Source organism: Actinacidiphila oryziradicis (genome assembly GCF_005047355.1).
GTDB classification, from domain to species: Bacteria; Actinomycetota; Actinomycetes; order Streptomycetales; family Streptomycetaceae; genus Actinacidiphila; species Actinacidiphila oryziradicis.
The window spans coordinates 37115-54366 of record NZ_SUMC01000021.1 but is presented as its reverse complement, the minus strand read 5'-3'; the positions used below and the strand labels follow the sequence as shown (position 1 = coordinate 54366).

The following is a 17252-nucleotide window of genomic DNA, read 5'->3' as shown; positions in this document are numbered from 1 at the left end:
CGGGTTCTGGCGCAGTCCGTAGTCGTCCACAGACGTGCGTCGTGGCCGGTGACCTGCGGAGCTGAGCGGCGGGCGGACCGTGTCGGACGTCCCCGGAACAAGATCAGACAACTCGTAATGCGTAGGTCTCGGGTTCGAATCCCGAAGGCGGCTCCATGGTGGACCCCTGGTCAGGCCTCTGACCTGGGGTTTCTTATTTCGGGTGACCTTGGAATCTGCGCGAATCGGGCACTGGCGATCTCCGCATCGTAATGCGTAGGTCCGAGGTCGACGCTGAGTGGCTGATCTCGCCGTCCCACGCCCCTGAGCTGGCCTTTTGTTCCCAAGAGCAGGTCCGCTCGGGTCTAGTCGGCGTGGGGCGGTGGCCGTCCGGTGGCCGAGCGTGCAGCGAGCGTGCAAATGGCTCTCGTGAGCCTTGCGGGTTGAGCGGTGTGATGGGGGCCGGGATTGTGGCAACCCAACAATCCCGTGAGCTCAGCCAGCTACCGTTGGCACCGCTGTGCCAACGACCGCCGCACGGCCACCATCGCGGCGCGCACACACCCGGCAGACAAGCCCGGCGTACTGCGGTTGCACTGACTCTCCGTGTGCTTCGCATCGAGTGGATGCGGACCGAACGGCGAAGTCGCGTCGGCGTTGCGGGCCGTGCGTTCGTTGGTGGTGAGGCCGTGGTCCATGCCGTTGTCGCCTACGAGTTGGATCACGCAAGCCTTCCACCCCCAGGGACGCGGAACCGTCGTCGAGCAGTCCTGGCAACTCCTCCGCCTCGACCCGGTGCTGGGCACCACCCGCGGCGACCTCGACGCACTCCGCGACTACATGACGAACAGCGTCGAAGCCACCCTGATCTCCCTCGCCCAATGGATCGCCGAAGAGTGAGGTTCCGTTGCGTGGTCCGTCGGGCGGGTGATCGGCACGGGCGGCGATCTGGGGGGAACTTCACCACCCCCGTCCCCCTCAACCCCGGCGAAGCCGCAGCCTATGGCGGCGCCACCTTCTACTACTCCCGTGGGAACAGCACCGACAGCCACCGTCGCGCCTACATTCTCCTGACCAGCATGCCGAAGCTGGTCGACATGCCGCCGACGGCGGAGGCGGCGGCGAAGCCGGCCGCGCCGATGAAGCCGGCCGCGCCGATGAGGAAGGCGGGTTTGCGGCCGAAGAGGTCGGCGAGGCGGCCGCCGAGCAGCAGCAGTGAGGCGAAGGCCAGTGCGTAGGCGGTGATGATCCACTGCCGGTCGCCGTCGGAGAAGCTCACCGCGCTCCTGGTCAGCAAGTCCACGAACATCGGGTTCGAGCCGGTCATCAAGCCCGGCGAGAAGGCGCTGACCCGCTCGCGGCTGGCCGCTGCGGAGTGGGGTTACTGGAACCTGCCCGGGATGAGTGCAGCCTCCGGGCTGCTGGTCGCCCGGCAGGGCGACATCGACCTCGCCTCTGACTGGGGTGGCGGGCACGTTGCCTCTGCCGACGGGATGCGCTTCACTGTCCCGCTCAGATCTATATATACCCGTCCGAATCGGAAGTATTTTTCGACAGGTCGCGGGGCGACCTGGCTCAACGTCGTCTCGGACCGGGTGATGGGCCTGGGCGGCATCGTGATGCCCGGCACGCTGCGGGATTCGCTCGGCATCCTGGACGCGATGTTCAACCTCGACGGCCCGGTCCGCCCGGAGATCGTGATCACCGATACCGGTTCGTACAGCGACCTGGTCTTCGGGCTCTTCGCGATCTGTGGCTACCAGTTCTCCCCCAGGATCGCCGACATCTCCGACGCCCGGCTGTGGCGCCTGGACATGGCCAGGGACTACGGGCCGCTCCAGCCAGTCTCCCGCCAGCGTGTGCAGGTCGAGCGGATCCGGCAGAACTGGGAGGACATGCTCCGCGTCGCCGGGTCGCTCACGACCGGCAAGGTGCGGGCGTACGACCTGCTGCGGATGATGACCAGCGGCGACCGCATGACGGGCCTGGGCGACGCGTTCGCGCACTACGGCCGGATCTTCAAGACCCTCCACCTGCTCCAGTTCATCGACTCCGAAGCCTACCGGCGCATGATCGGTGTCCAGCTGAACATCGGCGAGGGCCGCCACGCGCTGGCCCGGAACATCTTCTTCGGACGGCTCGGTGAACTCAGGCACGCCTATCGGGAGGGGATGGAGGATCAGTTGGGGGCACTGGGCATGGCCCTGAACGCAGTGGTCTGGTGGAACACCCTCTACATGGACGCCGCCGTCAAGGAGCTGGAGGCCGGCGGGCTGACCATCTCATCCGAGATCCGCTCCCGGCTCTCTCCACTGGTCCATGAACACATCAATTTCCATGGCCGGTACCCGATCGTCCGCTCCCACGGCGACGGCTCGCTGCGCCCGCTGCGCGACCCGGCCGCGACCGACGAATAGCCCCGGCGGCAGTCGGCCCGGCGGCGCCCCACGGAGGGAGGGGCGGAGTCCGGGGCCGGGATCGGGAATATCGGGCGGCGGCCTGTGGGTACGTCTGTACAACGAAGGGCCGTCTCCCCCCGCTTCCTACTGGGGGGAGACGGCCCCGCGCCGAACGCTGTCGACATCGTGAGTACCGTCGCGATCGCCGCTGCGGCCTTCGCCTTCTCTCCCTCTCACCTTGTCCGGCGTGCTGGCCACCGCGGCAACGGACATGTGGGGCATGGCCAGGGGGTGCGTCCACACCCGGGACTGGAGCTGTTCCTGGCCTCTCGCAGCGCCCGGGACCGGTCCATTGCCGAAAACCTAGGGCTCGCCGACCGACCGTGGCCCAGCCGGCGAATCGGGAACAGGAGGCTCAGCGGGCCAGCAGGTCCTGGATCGCCTCGGCGATCTCGTCGGGTGCCTCCTCGGCCATGAAGTGCCCCGCTCGGGTCAGCCGGTGGTCCAGGTCCGGCGCCCACGCCTTCCATACCGCGGCAGCGTCATAGCCCAGCTGCGCGCCCCAGTCCTGCTGGACGACCGTCACGGGCATGGCCAGCTGCGACCCGGCGTCCAGGTCCGCTTGGTCGTGCGTGACGTCGATGCCCGCCGAGGCCCGGTAGTCCGCGACGATCGATGTCACCGCCGCGGCGCTCGCCCGCAGGTACTCGGCACGCACATCCTCCGGCATGGCGGTTGGGTCGTTGGCCCAGGCGTCGAGGAACGAGCCGAAGAACGCGTCCGCGCTGTTGGCGATCATCGCCTCCGGCAGGCCTGGCGGCTGCGCCATGAGGAAGAGGTGGTAGCCGACCGCCGCCGAGGCACCGCGCAGGACGTTCCACATGTCGAGCGTCGGCACGATGTCGAGGATGCCCAGGTGCGTGATGGTCTCGGGGTGGTCCAGCCCCGCCCGGAAGGCGACCAGGGCGCCCCGGTCGTGGCCGACGAGGGCGAAGCGCTCGTGGCCGAGGGCCGCCGCCAGGGTCACGACGTCGGCGGCCATGGTGCGCTTGGCGTACACATCGGGGTCGGTGACCGTCGGCTTGTCGCTGGCGCCGTAGCCCCGCAGGTCAGGACAGATCACCGTGTGCTTGTCGGCGAGCCGCTCGGCGACGTGTCGCCACATCAGGTGGGTCTGGGGGAAACCGTGCAACAGCACGACCGGACTGCCGCTGCCGCCGACAGCGGCAGCCAGCTCCACACCGTCCGCACCGGGCAGGCGGATGTGATCGAAGCCGGGAAGGGTGAGCGTCATGAAGGCCATCTTTTCGGGTGGGGGACTGACCGGATCAGCCTGGGCGACGGCGATCAGCAGCCGATCAGTACGGTTGGGCGCAGCCGACCCCAGGCGCAGAGGATGGGGTCATGCGAATCGACGTGCTCGGTGCCGTGCGGGCCTTCCGCGACGACGGCAGTCCGGTTGACCTGGGCGGACCCCGCCATCGCGAGGTACTCGCCCGGCTCGTCGCCGCCGAGGGACGGATGGTCACCACCGACGGCCTTGTCGACGACCTGTGGACCGATCCGCCGGCCCGCGCCGTGGGCGCCTTGCGTACGTTCGTCGCCGCGCTGCGCCGCGCCCTCGAACCCGACCGGCCGCCCCGCGATCCGCCGCGCGTACTCGTCACCGAAGGTCCCGGCTACGCCCTGCGCCTGCCGCGCGAGGACGTGGACGTCCATCGGTTCCAGGACACCCTGGCCCGCGCCCGCCGCAACCCCGACGCGGTGACCGACCTCGGCACGGTACTCGCGGACTGGCGTGGACCCGCCTACGCCGATGTGACCGGCTCCCCATGGGCACAGCGCGAGCGGACCCGACTGGAGGAGCTGAGGTTGGAGGGGGCGGAACTGCGCGCCCGCATCCTCCTCGACTCCGGGGAAGGGGCCGACCTCGTCGCCGAACTGGGTGCCCACGTCGCCGAACATCCGTGGCGCGAGCCGGCCTGGGGGCTCCTTGCCCGCGCGCTCCACCGCGCGGGCCGCCAGGCCGACGCGCTGGCCACCCTCCGCCGCGCCCGCAAGATGCTCGTTGATCAACTCGGGCTCGACCCTGGTGCCGACCTCCAACGCCTGGAGACGGACATCCTCAACGGGTCCGTGCCCCCCGAAGGCGCACGTACCGCGTGGACCGGCCATGGCGTCCGTCTCGGCCCGCGCACCACCGTGGATCTGGCCCGCACCCTCGCACTGGCGGGCGGCGACGCCCTCGTCCACTCGCGGCGCGACCGCCTCGCCGCCGTCCAGGCGGCGGAAAGCACGGGAGACCTCTCCCTGACCGCCCGGATCATCGGCGCCTACGACGTGCCCGCCATCTGGAGCCGGGCCGACGACCCCGAGCAGTCCCGCGCCGTCGTCGCGGCTGCCGAGCGCACGCTCACCGCGCTCGGTCCCGACGGCCCCGCCGACCTGCCCGCCCGCCTCCTGGCCACGATCGCCGTCGAGAGCCGCAGCGCCGATCTGTCCAGGACCGAGCTGCAGCGCGCGCAGCAGGCGGCACTGCAGGCCGAGGCACTGGCACGGGACCTGGCCGATCCCGCCCTGCTGGCCTTCGCCCTCAACGGGGTGTTCCTGCAGTCCTTCACCCGCCCCGGGCTCGCGGCGGTACGGGACCGGATCGGCGCCGAGATCCTCGACCTGGCCACCCGGCACGAGCTGCCGAACTTCGCCGTACTCGGCCGACTCGTCCGCCTGCAATCCGCCTCGGCCCTCGGCGACCTCGACGCCGCAACCTCGCACGCCAAGGCAGCCGAACAGCTCGCCGCTACCACCGAAGCGCCCCTCGTCTCCGTCCTCACCGGGTGGTTTAGGGCCCGGGCCACGGCCGCCCGCAGCGCCGAATCCGGCGGACCGACCGCCGCCACGGCCGCAGCGCACTACCGCGCTGCCGAGGACGCCCTCCAGACGGCCGGAATGCCGGGGCTGCACCGGGGCCTGTTCCCGCTCGCCCTACTGGGGCTGCGCCTGCTGCACGACCGGCCCGCGCCCACCGACCCGCACCTCGACTGGGGCCCGTACCGACCCTGGGCGCGACCCCTCGTGCTGCTCGCCCAGGACCGAGTCGAGGAGGCCCGTGCCACCCTCGCCGCGGTGCCCGAACCACCGCGTGACCACATGCAGGAAGCGCTGTGGTGCCTGACCGCCCGCGCCGCCGTACGCCTCGGCGAGCGCGGAATCGCCGCACGCGCCGAGGCTGCCCTGCGCAATGCCCGTGCCGAACACGCCGGCGCCGCCAGCGGAATGCTGACCCTGGGCCCGGTGGCGCGCTACCTGGCTGAGGCGGAGGCATGCGCCGGAGCGGGGTAAGCGACCGCAATACGCGAGCCCCGAGCCAGTGTGCGCCCGCCCCACGGCCCCCGCGTGATCAGGTCGCCAGGGCGTTCAGAGGGCGTCCATTGCCGCCGCCAGGCGGTCGGTGACGGTCTCGGCGTCGCACGTGGTGTCACTGCCCGTAAGCGTTCGCGAAGGCCGTCGTGGCGATCTGGGCGACAGCCCTGGTGGTCCCTGCTGGCGACCGCATCGTGGGGCCGCCGAGCGGTCCGTCCGCAACTCTTCGCAACAGGTGTGACGCTCGGCGACTCTCATAAATGAACAGTTGAGACAGTTCTGAGAGACCCCCGAATCGTGCCCGGTTTGCCCCGGGAATCGCTCGCAGAAAACCTCTCAAAACTCCGGCGTTCTGAGAAGCACTTCTGAGAGACTTCCCGCATGGAGCTGACGCCCGATCAAGCGGCACATGCGGTAGAGCGCCACAACTGCCCCAAGTGCGAAGTCCCCGCCGGGAGTCCGTGCCGCACCCGGGCCAGCAAGACCGCGGTGAAGTACCACACGGCGCGCTTCATCCTCGTCCCAGCGCTCCGCGAGGAACTGGAGATCCCTGTTCCGGCCGACCGGCAGCCGGGCCGGCCGTGGAAGCAGGGCCCGCCCGCCCCGGAGGTGCCCGCCGCCGCGAGCGTGGCCAAGCCGATCCGGATCGGGTACGCACGGTGCTCAGTTGCCACGCAAGAACTGGCGAGCCAGCTCCAAGCCCTGGAGCGGGCCGACTGCAAGCGCGTTTTCTCGGAGAAGATCAGCACCCGCGTCAAGGTCCGGCCCGAATTGGAGGAGGCGCTCAAACTGGCGCACGACTTCAAGGAGGCGGCGCCCGACCAGACGGTGATCCTCACCGTCCACGAGCTCAAGCGACTCGCCCGCAACGCGGCGGAGCTGATGACGCTGTCCGCCGCGCTCCAGGCCGGCGACATCCAGCTCGAACTCCTCACCGGACCGCTCACCGGCGTCTACGACCCCAACGGCATGGGCTCCATGCTCTTCGCCGTCCTGGCCGTCGCCGCCCAGCTCGACCGCAACTACATCCGCGAAAAGACCTTGGAGGGCCAGGTCGCCGCCGCGGGCAAGGGCAACCACGGCGGACGCCCGAAGGTCATCGACGACGACATGCTGCTGTTCGCCCGCGCCCTCAAGGACAAGGGCACCCCCGTCCCAGACATCGCGAAGAAGCTCACCATCAAGACCGGCAAGAACGCGGGCAAGTCCCCCTCGGTCGCCTCCCCCTACCGAGCCTTCGCCGAAGCCGAGGAGACGGACACTGCGGCTTAGCGTTCAATTCAGCAGCATTACCGGCGGGACCCCGATGCCTTCTTCGAGAGCCGGTGGAGCATCTGGGGGGAAAGATCCAAAGCCGTGATGCCGGCCTGCGTGAAGTGCTGCGCGAGGGCGAGGGTGCCGGTCCCGGTCCCGCTGCCCAGGTCGACGATGCGGCCCGGTTCCCGGTCGGACAGTTCGCCCAGCCAGTCGGTCAGCTCCGACAGGTAGGCCCGCAGGACCTCGGCATCTAGTTCCAGGAGCTCGGCCATCGCGACGGCGTCGGCGTCGGCTCCGGTGTGGTTCTGGTGCGGGTGAAACGGACTGGTTTCGGTGCTGTTCATACTTCGACCGTAATGCGGCCTTGCATGGATCACATACACTCTTGCATATGACGCAAGAAGGCGATCTGGACAGCACGGTCCGCATGCGCATCCGGAGTCTGCGGCAGGCACGCGGCTGGTCTCTGGACAACCTCGCCGAGCGCGCCCTGATGAGCCCCTCCGGCCTGAGCCGCATCGAGACCGGCCGCCAGCGCATCAGCCTCGACCAGCTGACCTCACTGGCACGCGCCCTGGGAACCTCGATCGACCAGCTGGTGGAAACCGTCAATGACGACGACGTCGTGATCAGGCCCGAGCGCGACGATCAGCGTGGACTGACCACCTGGCTGCTGAGCCGCGGATCCGCGCCCGCCGGTGTCACCGTCGCCAAGATGCGCATCACCGACGAGGCGCACGGACCGGGGGCCGATCAGCTCGGAGTGCACCCCGGCAAGGAATGGTTCACCGTCCTGTCGGGAACCGTCGCGCTGATCCTCGGCGAGCGCGCCATACGAGTCGAGACCGGCCAGGCCGCCGAGTTCTCCACCATGATCCCCCACGCCATCAAGGCACACGGCGGTCCGACAGAGATTCTCGTCATCCTCGACCACGACGGACAGCGCACCCACCTCCACCCCCCGGCGTGAACCCGGCCGACTCCCGCGAGGACGTCCTCGCGCAACAACGCACTGGGCTTCGCTGGACCTACTCAAGGAACTCGACCCGACGATCGACGTGCCTGTCTGTAAGCACTTGTTTTGGCCCCACCGCACGGATCAGAAGTGGCCCCACTCGTTCGGTCCCGTTCGAGCGAAAAGACGCAGCTACAGGGGGTGGTGGGCACCCGCCGTCGAACGTGCGAGTGGAGCCAAAACAAGTCCGTACACCGGGGCCAACTGAGGTGCTTACAAACAGACGTGCCCGCATCGCCTTCGGCTTCAAGGACCCCAGGTCCCTCATCGCCCTCGCGATGCTCAGCCTCGGCGCGAGCAGTGACCGGCGGATGCGCAGCAGCCAATGACCGCCACGAGCGACTGGCAGCCATGCGTGTCCAGCGCAAAGCCCTCACTCACCGACGCGGACGTGGAGCCCGCGATCGAAGAAGTGGACAGCAGCGGGCTGGTCCCGCTGCCGCTGCGAGGCCTGCTCACCGAGCTGGCCGGCGATCCCGGCTGGCCCGTCTACGAACCGGCCGGGGGCCACGTCCTGCACATCGGCGTCGCCTGACCGCGTTCGGCAAGGAGTCTCGAGGGTTGTACAGCACAGGAGTTACGGGTCGCGATGCGCACGGTCCCGAACGAGCCATCCGCCCACCAGTCAGTTCAGAGAATCCACGCCATGTAGGCGAGGTCTTCCAACGGGGAGCCGGGCGCCGCGGTGTCGAAGTCGATGAACGCGGCCGGCGTCCCGTTGCGGAAGATCGTGTTGTTCGGGCCGGGATCGTGGTGGCAGACCACGGGGAACCGGCCGACGAGGTCGCTGCCGCTCGTGGCGTCGTGCAGGGCCCGCAGGAGGCTTCCGGCTGCGATGACCTGCTCGTCCGACCGTGCGGCGTGCACGGCGGCGAGAGCGAGGACCAGGCGGTCCGCCGGCTTGGCGACCGCGGCGACCGAGTTGTCGATGTGCTCGGGTTCCAGGGGCTGGATGATGCCGTGCTCACGTTGGCCGACGCGGATGCGGCCGGTCGGGTTCTTGAAGATGGTGCCGTTCTTCTTGGCCCGGCCGAACAGGGACCGCAGCACGATGAGGGTGTGCTGACGCTGGCTGCCGTTCAGGGCGTCGAGTTGGGCGAGGACGTCGTCGCGGGTCACCTCGCGCAGGTGGTCGTAGCGGCTGGACCAGTCGATCAGCACGGGCCGGATGCGGTTGAGGTAGTTCCAGACCGTGGCCTCGTCCCGGGGCTTCGACCGGGGGCCGCCGTCGTGCAGGAGCCGGATCCAGTGCTCGACGTTGCGGCGGATGCCGGGGGTGATGCCGTCGAGCTTCCACTCTAGCCACGTTTCGAAGGACGGCGTCCGGTCGTCGAGGAAAGCGCCGATGTGGTCGAGGACCTCGATGGTCAGCTCCATGTTCAGCCGACGCGGCTGCAGGGCCGGATAGAGCTCCGAATAGCGCACGACAACGCCGCCGACGTGCCGGGACATCAGGATGATCAGAGCTCGGTCGACGCTGAAACGGACCTTGCGGGGCCAGCCGCGGGCCTCGCCCAGGCGGTGGGCGGTGTGTCGGGCCCAGGCGAGCCACGGATTGTCCGGGCCCGTGTGCTGGTCGGGGTCGATGTGGGTGAAGTTGCGGCAGGCCGCGAACAGAGGGGGCTGGAGCCAGCCGCCGGGCGGTGAGGCAGGAGGTGGGTCGGGCTTGCGGGGGCGCCCCCGCCGCTCGTGCTTCGGCTGCTGTGGACGCGGGACCCGCTCCCACAGCGGGGCCATGTGCGCGAAGAACAACTGGTGATGCCGCAGCGTCGGCAGAGGTGGCTCCGCCCTGGCACCGGCGGCCGCAGCATCCGTACGCGCCTGGCACCAGCACAGCCGGCAGCACCCCTTCCGTAGCGGGCCGTATCCAGTGCAGCCGGTGCACCGGCCGTCCGAACCGGGGCGGGCGAAGGAGGAGCATCCTCCGCAGCACCGCATGAACAGCAGTCCCCAGCCCAGGCAGTGCGGGCAACTCTTCGGCTCCAGCATGGAGTTACCACCCTCGTGCCAACCGGCCCGTCACCGCGGAGGCAGGGAACGGCCGTCCCGCCGGCGGGGCACCACCACCGGTACGGGGGCGCCGACGGCGGCCTGCTGTCCGCTCTCCTCGCCGGGGCGGCGGACCTTGTCCGGTTCGGGGACCAACAGGTCGCCGATCTCGCAGCCCAGGACGACGCAGATGACGTCCAGGTCCTCCAGCTTGAGGGACACCGGCTGGCCGGACCACAGCCCGGACATCTTCCCCGCCGAGATCACCAGCCCGTGCTCAGCCAGGCTTCGCTGGAGCTCGGATGCCTTCCAGATACCCTTGTTCGCGGCGGTCAGCCGCAGGTTCCACCTCATCGGATCAGCCCTTCCAGCCGCTTCGCGGCCCGCTCGGTCCCGGCGGTCCAGGCGTCCTCGACCCGGGTCTGCTGGACATGTACGTATCGCATCGTCGTGGCGATCCAGGAATGCCCCAAAACCTCCTGAATTGCCAGCAAGTCCAGGCCGTTTCCATAGAGTTGGGACGCGCAGAAATGCCGCAGAAATGCCGCAGAACATGCGGCGTCAGCTTCTCTCCCCACCTCGGCAGATGCGCTGTGGCCGCGCCCCTGAGACCGTTGCGCAGGGCGTCGTCGCCCACCCGGCGCGAAGTGCCGTCAGTGTTCTTGCGTTCGGAGGGGAACAAAGGGGCGCCGGGGCGGGTGTGGTCGTCGTCGAACTGGCCCCACACATCTTCGATGAAGCAACGCAGCGTGCGGTCAGCGCCGTTGATCAGCGGCACCATCCGCTCACGCGGACCCGATCCGCGGGCGCCCTTGCCGTGGCGGACGTGGAGTTTGCCGAAGCGGCCCAGGTCCCACTTGATGTCGGCGAGGTCGAGCTTGCATGCCTCGCTCACCCGCAGGCCGACCTGGGACATCAGCTTCGAGGCGGTGTAGTTCCTGGCGGTAGGGGCGAACTTGCGGCAGGTGGCAAGCTCACCCCCCCAGCCGGTGAACAGGGTTCCGACCTCCGGCTCGCTCGGCGGGATCCGCAACTGGGCGTCCTTGGCCCCGCGCGGTCGGTTCATCTCGTCGATCGGGCACTCGACGACCCGGCCAGTCATCCGGTGGATTTCGACCTTGTGCCGAAGCTCCAGGAACATGAAGTACGTGGTCAGCGCCTGCGACCGGGCCAGCCGGGTGCCGCTCGGCGAGTTCCGCAGCACCTTCCCGAAGTACGCGTCGGCGTCGGCGGGCTCCATGGCCCACAGTGGTCGGCCGAACCAGGTCCTGATCTGCTCCAGGTGCCCCACGTCGCCGCGGATGGTGCCGTCCGCCAGGCCCGCCGAGGCCTGCGCCAGGACGAACCCGGACAGCACGTCGGTCTCGAACTGCTCCAGCTCTTCCGCCGACGCGGGCGCCCAGTGTTCACACAGGTCCCGTACGACTGCCAGTGCTGCCAACCCGAGCCTCCTCGCCTTCGGCCCGACTGTGGATCGGTCGGACGAGGTGAGAACGCTTCAAGAATCCCGAAGTTACGTCACAAGGCCACAGAGCACCCGAAGGAGGAAGAACCCCCTGGCCACGGGGTCAGGGACTCAGCGGGGCTCAGGGGAACCCACGGATGTCGCACACAACATGCTCGGCCGGTACTCCTTCCAGCTTCCCGAACTGCCTGGCGGTCTGCGGCCGCTGTGCGATCCGGACGCTACCGACGACGAGTGAGGAGGGGCATCAGCATCTGGCGATGCGGTCGAGCCATTCCTTAAGCAGGCTGCGCTCGTTGGCACTCAGTGCGGAAGTCTGCGGGAGGACTGCACGGAGGGTGACCGCGGCGCCGGCCGGCCCGGGCACGGCCAGGGCGGGGGCGTCTGTGATGATCGCGGCGATGACCGCTTCCCGTGCCAGGTCGGACACGGTGAGGTCTCGTCGGTCTTCAGGAGTGGCGATCAGCGCGAGGGCCGTGCCGCCGCCGACGGCGTGGACGAGTTGCGCGGCGCGTTCCTCATCGACCCGAAGCCTGCCCGCCTCGGCGATCCGGTGGATGTGGGCGGCGAGGACTTCGGCTGCGGCGAGCGCTGCCGGCGGAGTCGCGTCGGGGCGGGGCTCGCCGTACATGAGGGCGTACAGGGCTGGGTTGGCGAGGCCGAAGCCGATGTTCAGATCCCATCCGGTGCGCAGATCCTCGACCGGGTCGCCGCTGGGCGTGAGGTCGGTCTTTTCGTTCAGGTACGCGGCGAACCCGTGGGCAGCCACCGCGTCGAGCAGGCCCTGCTTGTCGCCGAAGAGCCGGTAGATGGTCGGGGCCTGGACGCCGGCCGCAGCGCTCACTGCCCGGGTCGACACCGCCTCGCGGCCGCTTTCGGCGAGGAGCCGGGCTGCGGCGGTGATGATTCGGGCACGGTGGCTGTCCGCAGAGGCAGAGCGATCGGTCTCCATGTTTCCAATGTTAACGGAAGCTCGTTAGCGATTTGCGAACTCATTGATAACGTGTTTTCGTTATCGACGGAAACGGTGTCGATGGGCAGCGATCCGAAGGCACACCGTCACATCCTCGAAGCAATCCCTCCCGGAGGTTTCCGTGATCGTCATCACCGCCCCCACCGGCCAGATCGGCCACCAGACCCTTGCCAAGCTCCTCGACAGCGGTCAGCCGATCCGCGTGATCGCCCGCGACCCCGCCCGCCTCTCCCCGCAGGTCCGCGAGCGCGTCGAGATCGTCCAGGGGTCGCACAGCGACAGCGACGTTGTCACCGAGGCGTTCGCGGGCGCTGACAGCGTGCTGTGGCTGGTGCCCCCGAACCCCCGCGCCGACGACATCGAGGACTACTACCTGGACTTCACCCGGCCGGCATGCGACGCGATCAATAGCCAAGGAGTCAAGCGTGTGATCGGCGTCTCCAGCTTGGGCCGTGCGTACGGCAAGCCCGCCGGGCTTCTGTCGCCCGCGTTCGCGATGGACGAGCTGATCGAGAGCACCGGCGTGAACTACCGGTCGCTGGCCATGCCGTTCTTCATGGAGAACCTGCTCAGCCAGGTCGAGGCGATCAAGAGTCAGGGGATATTTTTCCTGGCGAACTCCACAGACCGCCCGCTCGCGACCGTCGCCACCCGCGACATCGCCGCGGCGGCTGCCGACCTGCTGCTCGACGACTCCTGGAGCGGACAGGGCAGCGTCCCGGTGATCAGCCCCAACGCGCTGTCCCCCAACGACATGGCCAAGGTCCTCTCCGAGGTCCTGGAACGACCGGTCCGCTTCCAGCAGATCAGCAACGAGGCATACAAGACGACGATGCTGCAGTACGGGATGACCGACGGATTCACACAGGGACTGGTCGACATGGCCACAGCCCAGAACGACGGCATCTACGACGCCGAGCAGCGCACCCTGCAGACCGCCGGCCCGACCAGCTTCCGCCAGTGGTGCCAGGACGTACTCAAGCCGGCCCTGACGGCCTGACTTCCGGCTGCCGGGTGACTCAGCGCCTGCTGTCACCCGGCGCAAGCAGGCCGGTGAGCTCCGCGATGGCCTCCGGGGAGGGCTTGAAGTAACGGCGGACGTTCTCCGGTTTCTTGTGCCGGGACTTCGCCATCAGCATCAGCAGCGACGCGCCCTGCTCGCCGAGGGAGGAAGAGCGTTGACGCGGAGTCCGAAGTGGTCAGGGCCAGCAGCCCGAGCTTGGGCACCCCGGCCCCTCCACCGTCCGAGCGCGAGAAATACAGGGGTTTTGGCCTGTCCAGTGCAACGCAGGTCAGCGGCGGGGTAGCACGCCCAGGAGGGTTGCGGTCAGGGCCAGCTTCAAGTAGTCCTTCAGCTCCAAGTGGAAGCGGGCCAGGTCGGGCTCGGCCTGGTAGGCCGCCTGCAGGCTGGGTGGGGGTGTGCTGTACGCCGACAGCGCGCCGGCCATGACCATGGTTTGCAGGCTGAACAGTGTTGCGTTCTCGCCCAGCTCCGGCAGGTACTTCTGGATAAGGGCGGTCATGGTTGTCAGGCGGTCCAGGGAGGCGCGCTTGTAGCGTGCTACGACCTCGACGGAGACGTTGTGTTCCAGGACGCTGCCCTGTGCGCCGAAGAGGTCGCACAGCACCACTCGGCCGGAGAGTGAGCGGCTGAGGATCTCGGCCACCGCTGCCGCTCGCTCGGCCATGGGTAGATTTTCGTCGATGCCGGCGGCCAACTCGCCTGCCAGTTCCGTCAGCCACTCCTGCAGGAAGTGGTCCAGCAGTTCTAGCAGCACCGCCTCGCGAGACTCGAAGTAGCGCAGCACGTTCGGCTTCGCCAGGCCTACCCGGCGGCTGAGCTCGTTTAGGGTGACCGCGGCCACAGGCATCTCGTCGAGCATCGCCGACGCCATGTCGAGGATCGCCCGTCGGCGGATCTCCCGCTGCTCTTCGGTTCGCGCCCGCTGGAAAGTCACGATCGCCAGCCTAACTTAGGTACCTGCGGTACGTTGACAACGTACCGCAAGTACTTTAACGTCGTCGACACAAGATACCTTCGGTACGTTAGTTAGTTGGGAGCCTGACATGAGCGAGAAGTGGACGACGGCGAACATTCCGGACCAGCGCGGGCGGGTGGCCGTGGTGACCGGGGCCAACACCGGACTGGGGTACGAGACCGCCAAGGCGCTCGCCGAGCGCGGGGCGTCCGTGGTGCTCGCCGTGCGCAACGTCGAGAAGGGCGAGCAGGCCGCGGCCCGCATGACCGGCGACGTGACCGTGCAGGCGCTGGACCTGACCTCGCTCGACTCCGTCCGGACCGCGGCGGCGGCGCTGCGGTCCCGGCTCGACCGGATCGACCTGCTGATCAACAACGCCGGCGTGATGTACACCCCGAAGCAGACCACCCGGGACGGCTTCGAGATGCAGTTCGGCACCAACCACCTCGGCCACTTCGCGCTCACCGGGCTGCTGCTGGACCTGATGCTGCCGGTGCCCGGCTCGCGCGTGGTGACGGTCAGCAGCACCGGCCACCGCATCCGGGCCGCGATCCACTTCGACGACCTGCAGTGGGAGCGGTCGTACAGCCGGGCCGCCGCCTATGGTCAGTCCAAGCTGGCCAACCTGATGTTCACGTACGAGCTGCAGCGCCGGCTCGCCACGCACGGCACCACCGTCGCGGTGGCCGCGCACCCCGGCATGTCCAGCACCGAGCTCGCCCGCAACACCCCCGCGGCCCTCCGGCTTCCGCTCACCTGGCTCGCGCCGCTGATCACCCAGACGCCGGCGATGGGCGCGCTGCCGACCCTGCGCGCCGCCACCGACCCCGCCGCGCTCGGCGGCCAGTACTACGGTCCCGGCGGACGCAACGAGGTCATGGGCCACCCCCGGCTGGTCACCTCCAGCCCGGAGTCGTACGAGGTAGCCGTCCAGCAGCGGCTGTGGGCCGTCTCCGAAGACCTCACCGGGGTGAAGTTCCCCGTCGTTCAGTCCAAGCAGAACTCGTTTCCCTCCGGATCGGCCATCACGATGTAGCCCGCGCTGGTAGGAGGCGCCGGCTCGTCGCGGCGCAAGCGGGTGGCGCCGAGACCGACGAGGCGCTCGCACTCCGCTTCGAGGGCGGCCATCCGCTCGTCGCCGTGCAGGCCGGGTGCGGCGCGTACGTCCAGGTGCAGGCGGTTCTTGGCGGCCCTCGGGGACCTGCTGAAAGAAGATCCGAGGACGTACGCCCTCGGGGTCCTCCAGAGACGTCCGCCAAGACCTCTCATCACCGGAGTTCCGTTGTCCGTGCATTCTGCCACCTTGTCGTCCGACGAGGCGGATGTCTGGTCGGTGTTGGTGTCATCGTTGTCGGCCGGCGATGACGGTTCTGACGGTGGTCAGGGCGATGACCTGGCCCTGGACACGACGGTCGTGGATCTGGTCGATCATTTCGCGGTGATCGACGACCCGCGTCATCCCTCGTGGGTGGGACCTGCTCGTCCAGGTCCACGCCGCTGGTGCCGAACCGCCCGGCGACGACGCTGGCCCCGTCGTCAGCCGGGCGTCGCTCCAGGCAGACTTGGCGAATGCACTGGACTGCGGCACCCGTCGCGCTGCCCGCGTCAGGCACCTGGAGACCAAGCTCTCCGAACTCCTTGGCGAGCAGGCGTGGCGGGAGTCCGGGCTCGGGGATCCCGATGACGTTGAGCAGCTCAAGAGCCGGATCACCACGCTGGAACCACAGGTGATCGACCTGACCGGCCAGCTTGAGGAACGTGACGAGGAACTGCAGGCCGCGCGGGCGGCCAACCGCCAGGCCATCAGCCGACTCAACACCGCCCGCCCCACGGAAGGGTGAAGTACGACTGGAGCCTGTCCGGGCGATTATGTGGCGGGGGCGCGGAGCCCCCACCAGCCCTGCCGGCGGACTAACCGCCGGCTGGGCTGGTGGGGTGGGTCGGCGTCAGTCGGTGGTGAAGTAGTGGCCGTCTTCGAGGTCGGCGATCAGGCCGGGGTGGACCGGCTCCCAGTCCAGCAACTGCTTGGTGTCCGCGTTGGACATCGTGATGTCGAGCGTCATGAACGGGAAGGCCTTGAAGTGGTCCGCGGCCTGCTCGGCCGGGATGCTCACGGCCGGGACGTTCAGGTGGCGGCCGATGGTCTCGGCGATCTCGCGTACCGTGATGCCCTCTTCGGTCGCGGCGTACAGCTGCGAGCTGGCCGGGGCCTTCTCCAGCGCCAGCCGGTAGAGGTGGCCGATGTCCAGGACGTGACCGGCGGGCCACCGGTTGGTGCCGTCGCCGACGTAGCCGGACACGCCCGTGTCGCGGGCGGTCTTGATCAGCGTGGGGATGAAGCCGATCTTGTCCCGCGTGCTGTGCGTGACCGGCGGGATCGCGACGAGCACGGTCCGCACGCCGCGTTCGGTGAACCCGGCGATCGCGCGCGCGACGGCGGAGCGGGGGTTGGCGTCGATCACCGCGTCGCGCTTCGCGTCGCCGGTGTGCGTCAAGCCGATGCCGATGAGGGCCTTGCCCGTGCCGGCCAGCGCGTCGCCGAGTGTCTGCACCACAGCCAAGTCGGCGGCCACCGCACCGGCGAAGTTCCCGGCGGATATGGCGTCGTGGTTGAACGCGAGGTGGATGACCGCGTCCGCGTCGGCCGCGGCCTCGCGCAGACCGTCCAGGTCGTCGATGTCGCCGCGGCGCACCTCGGCGCCCAAGGCTTTGACGGCGGCGGCCGAGGCGTCGGATCGGGCCAGGCCGACGACCTTGTGTCCGTGGATCAGTTCGGGCACCACGGCCGATCCGATGTGGCCGCTGGCGCCGGTGACGAATACACGCATGAGTA

The 17252-nt window shown here is 69.0% G+C and carries 17 protein-coding genes and 4 pseudogenes; 9 read left to right on the top strand and 12 right to left on the bottom strand.

The annotated features are described in order from the left end of the window. Window positions 1–675 precede the first annotated feature (675 nt). On the top strand, window positions 676–879 hold the full coding sequence (locus FCI23_RS21940; protein WP_211265430.1) for a hypothetical protein: 204 nt from the start codon (window positions 676–678) through the stop codon (window positions 877–879). 172 nt (window positions 880–1051) lie between these two features. On the opposite strand, the pseudogene FCI23_RS21935 reads toward FCI23_RS21940, so the two are convergent. Continuing rightward, a pseudogene (locus tag FCI23_RS21935) lies at window positions 1052–1258 on the bottom strand (MFS transporter); the annotation flags it as partial. Between FCI23_RS21935 and FCI23_RS21930 the strand changes: the two are divergent. Next, window positions 1224–2396, top strand: coding sequence for a Tn3 family transposase (locus tag FCI23_RS21930; protein ID WP_136725637.1), 1173 nt, complete (start codon window positions 1224–1226; stop codon window positions 2394–2396). The pseudogene FCI23_RS21935 and the gene FCI23_RS21930 sit on opposite strands and share 35 nt — an antisense overlap. 397 nt (window positions 2397–2793) lie before the next feature. Here FCI23_RS21930 and FCI23_RS21925 read toward each other — a convergent pair whose 3' ends face one another. After that, window positions 2794–3672 (bottom strand): alpha/beta fold hydrolase, encoded by an 879-nt coding sequence (locus FCI23_RS21925; protein ID WP_127354817.1) that lies wholly within the window; start codon window positions 3670–3672, stop codon window positions 2794–2796. Between the two features lie 110 nt (window positions 3673–3782). On the opposite strand from FCI23_RS21925, the gene FCI23_RS21920 reads away from it, so the two are divergent. Together FCI23_RS21920 and FCI23_RS21915 are read left to right on the top strand one after the other, a co-directional pair. Next, on the top strand, window positions 3783–5720 hold the full coding sequence (locus tag FCI23_RS21920) for an AfsR/SARP family transcriptional regulator (protein WP_127354816.1): 1938 nt from the start codon (window positions 3783–3785) through the stop codon (window positions 5718–5720). Window positions 5721–6122: 402 nt separating this feature from the next. After that, window positions 6123–7013: a recombinase family protein gene (locus FCI23_RS21915; protein WP_136725636.1), complete on the top strand. Its 891-nt coding sequence runs from the start codon at window positions 6123–6125 to the stop codon at window positions 7011–7013. Window positions 7014–7030: 17 nt separating this feature from the next. Here the strand turns inward: FCI23_RS21915 and FCI23_RS21910 are convergent, their stop codons facing one another. After that, window positions 7031–7342: a class I SAM-dependent methyltransferase gene (locus tag FCI23_RS21910; protein WP_246143896.1), complete on the bottom strand. Its 312-nt coding sequence runs from the start codon at window positions 7340–7342 to the stop codon at window positions 7031–7033. A gap of 47 nt (window positions 7343–7389) precedes the next feature. Between FCI23_RS21910 and FCI23_RS21905 the strand changes: the two genes are divergently transcribed. Together FCI23_RS21905 and FCI23_RS21900 are read left to right on the top strand one after the other, a co-directional pair. Further along, window positions 7390–7968, top strand: a complete 579-nt coding sequence (locus tag FCI23_RS21905) for a helix-turn-helix domain-containing protein (protein WP_136725635.1) — start codon at window positions 7390–7392, stop codon at window positions 7966–7968. Between the two features lie 370 nt (window positions 7969–8338). Beyond that, on the top strand, window positions 8339–8548 hold the full coding sequence (locus tag FCI23_RS21900) for a hypothetical protein (protein ID WP_136725634.1): 210 nt from the start codon (window positions 8339–8341) through the stop codon (window positions 8546–8548). A gap of 95 nt (window positions 8549–8643) precedes the next feature. On the opposite strand, the gene FCI23_RS59910 is transcribed toward FCI23_RS21900, so the two are convergent. The 5 genes and pseudogenes from FCI23_RS59910 to FCI23_RS21880 form a co-directional block, all read right to left on the bottom strand. Next, entirely contained in the window at window positions 8644–10002 is a 1359-nt protein-coding gene (locus FCI23_RS59910; RefSeq protein ID WP_246143895.1) for a phosphotransferase, read from the bottom strand. A 30-nt stretch (window positions 10003–10032) separates the two neighbouring features. Then, window positions 10033–10356: a helix-turn-helix domain-containing protein gene (locus FCI23_RS21890; protein WP_136725633.1), complete on the bottom strand. Its 324-nt coding sequence runs from the start codon at window positions 10354–10356 to the stop codon at window positions 10033–10035. Next, complete coding sequence (locus tag FCI23_RS62420) at window positions 10353–10580, bottom strand: tyrosine-type recombinase/integrase (protein ID WP_265737761.1); 228 nt, start codon at window positions 10578–10580, stop codon at window positions 10353–10355. The genes FCI23_RS21890 and FCI23_RS62420 overlap by 4 nt, the downstream gene beginning before the upstream one ends. A 95-nt stretch (window positions 10581–10675) precedes the next feature. Continuing rightward, a pseudogene (locus FCI23_RS62415) lies at window positions 10676–10918 on the bottom strand (site-specific integrase); the annotation flags it as partial. A 796-nt stretch (window positions 10919–11714) separates the two neighbouring features. After that, entirely contained in the window at window positions 11715–12419 is a 705-nt protein-coding gene (locus FCI23_RS21880; protein ID WP_136725632.1) for a TetR/AcrR family transcriptional regulator, read from the bottom strand. Window positions 12420–12561: 142 nt separating this feature from the next. Between FCI23_RS21880 and FCI23_RS21875 the strand changes: the two genes are divergently transcribed. Next, window positions 12562–13440 (top strand): NmrA family NAD(P)-binding protein, encoded by an 879-nt coding sequence (locus tag FCI23_RS21875; protein WP_136725631.1) that lies wholly within the window; start codon window positions 12562–12564, stop codon window positions 13438–13440. A gap of 19 nt (window positions 13441–13459) precedes the next feature. Here the strand turns inward: FCI23_RS21875 and FCI23_RS21870 are convergent. Both FCI23_RS21870 and FCI23_RS21865 read right to left on the bottom strand, forming a co-directional pair. Continuing rightward, window positions 13460–13612: pseudogene (locus FCI23_RS21870) on the bottom strand (site-specific integrase); the annotation flags it as partial. A 120-nt stretch (window positions 13613–13732) separates the two neighbouring features. Further along, entirely contained in the window at window positions 13733–14398 is a 666-nt protein-coding gene (locus FCI23_RS21865) for a TetR/AcrR family transcriptional regulator (RefSeq protein WP_136725630.1), read from the bottom strand. A gap of 109 nt (window positions 14399–14507) precedes the next feature. On the opposite strand from FCI23_RS21865, the gene FCI23_RS21860 reads away from it, so the two are divergent. Then, window positions 14508–15455, top strand: a complete 948-nt coding sequence (locus FCI23_RS21860; RefSeq protein ID WP_108149534.1) for an SDR family NAD(P)-dependent oxidoreductase — start codon at window positions 14508–14510, stop codon at window positions 15453–15455. Here the strand turns inward: FCI23_RS21860 and FCI23_RS21855 are convergent. Continuing rightward, window positions 15407–15668 (bottom strand): annotated as a pseudogene (locus FCI23_RS21855) (VOC family protein); the annotation flags it as partial. The gene FCI23_RS21860 and the pseudogene FCI23_RS21855 overlap by 49 nt on opposite strands. Before the next feature lie 313 nt (window positions 15669–15981). Between FCI23_RS21855 and FCI23_RS21850 the strand changes: the two are divergent. Beyond that, window positions 15982–16260, top strand: a complete 279-nt coding sequence (locus FCI23_RS21850) for a hypothetical protein (RefSeq protein ID WP_136725629.1) — start codon at window positions 15982–15984, stop codon at window positions 16258–16260. Between the two features lie 105 nt (window positions 16261–16365). Here the strand turns inward: FCI23_RS21850 and FCI23_RS21845 are convergent, their stop codons facing one another. Further along, window positions 16366–17247, bottom strand: coding sequence for an SDR family oxidoreductase (locus tag FCI23_RS21845; protein ID WP_136725628.1), 882 nt, complete (start codon window positions 17245–17247; stop codon window positions 16366–16368). Between the last annotated feature and the right edge of the window lie 5 nt (window positions 17248–17252).

Excerpts from the sequence above, each read along its gene's own strand:
- FCI23_RS21940 (WP_211265430.1), top strand. The coding sequence starts at position 676 with ATGCCGTTGTCGCCTACGAGTTGGATCACGCAAGCCTTCCACCCCCAG.
- FCI23_RS21930 (WP_136725637.1), top strand. The coding sequence starts at position 1,224 with ATGATCCACTGCCGGTCGCCGTCGGAGAAGCTCACCGCGCTCCTGGTC.
- FCI23_RS21925 (WP_127354817.1), bottom strand. The coding sequence starts at position 3,672 with ATGACGCTCACCCTTCCCGGCTTCGATCACATCCGCCTGCCCGGTGCG.
- FCI23_RS21920 (WP_127354816.1), top strand. The coding sequence starts at position 3,783 with ATGCGAATCGACGTGCTCGGTGCCGTGCGGGCCTTCCGCGACGACGGC.
- FCI23_RS21915 (WP_136725636.1), top strand. The coding sequence starts at position 6,123 with ATGGAGCTGACGCCCGATCAAGCGGCACATGCGGTAGAGCGCCACAAC.
- FCI23_RS21910 (WP_246143896.1), bottom strand. The coding sequence starts at position 7,342 with ATGAACAGCACCGAAACCAGTCCGTTTCACCCGCACCAGAACCACACC.
- FCI23_RS21905 (WP_136725635.1), top strand. The coding sequence starts at position 7,390 with ATGACGCAAGAAGGCGATCTGGACAGCACGGTCCGCATGCGCATCCGG.
- FCI23_RS21900 (WP_136725634.1), top strand. The coding sequence starts at position 8,339 with ATGACCGCCACGAGCGACTGGCAGCCATGCGTGTCCAGCGCAAAGCCC.
- FCI23_RS59910 (WP_246143895.1), bottom strand. The coding sequence starts at position 10,002 with ATGCTGGAGCCGAAGAGTTGCCCGCACTGCCTGGGCTGGGGACTGCTG.
- FCI23_RS21890 (WP_136725633.1), bottom strand. The coding sequence starts at position 10,356 with ATGAGGTGGAACCTGCGGCTGACCGCCGCGAACAAGGGTATCTGGAAG.
- FCI23_RS21880 (WP_136725632.1), bottom strand. The coding sequence starts at position 12,419 with ATGGAGACCGATCGCTCTGCCTCTGCGGACAGCCACCGTGCCCGAATC.
- FCI23_RS21860 (WP_108149534.1), top strand. The coding sequence starts at position 14,508 with ATGAGCGAGAAGTGGACGACGGCGAACATTCCGGACCAGCGCGGGCGG.
- FCI23_RS21845 (WP_136725628.1), bottom strand. The coding sequence starts at position 17,247 with ATGCGTGTATTCGTCACCGGCGCCAGCGGCCACATCGGATCGGCCGTG.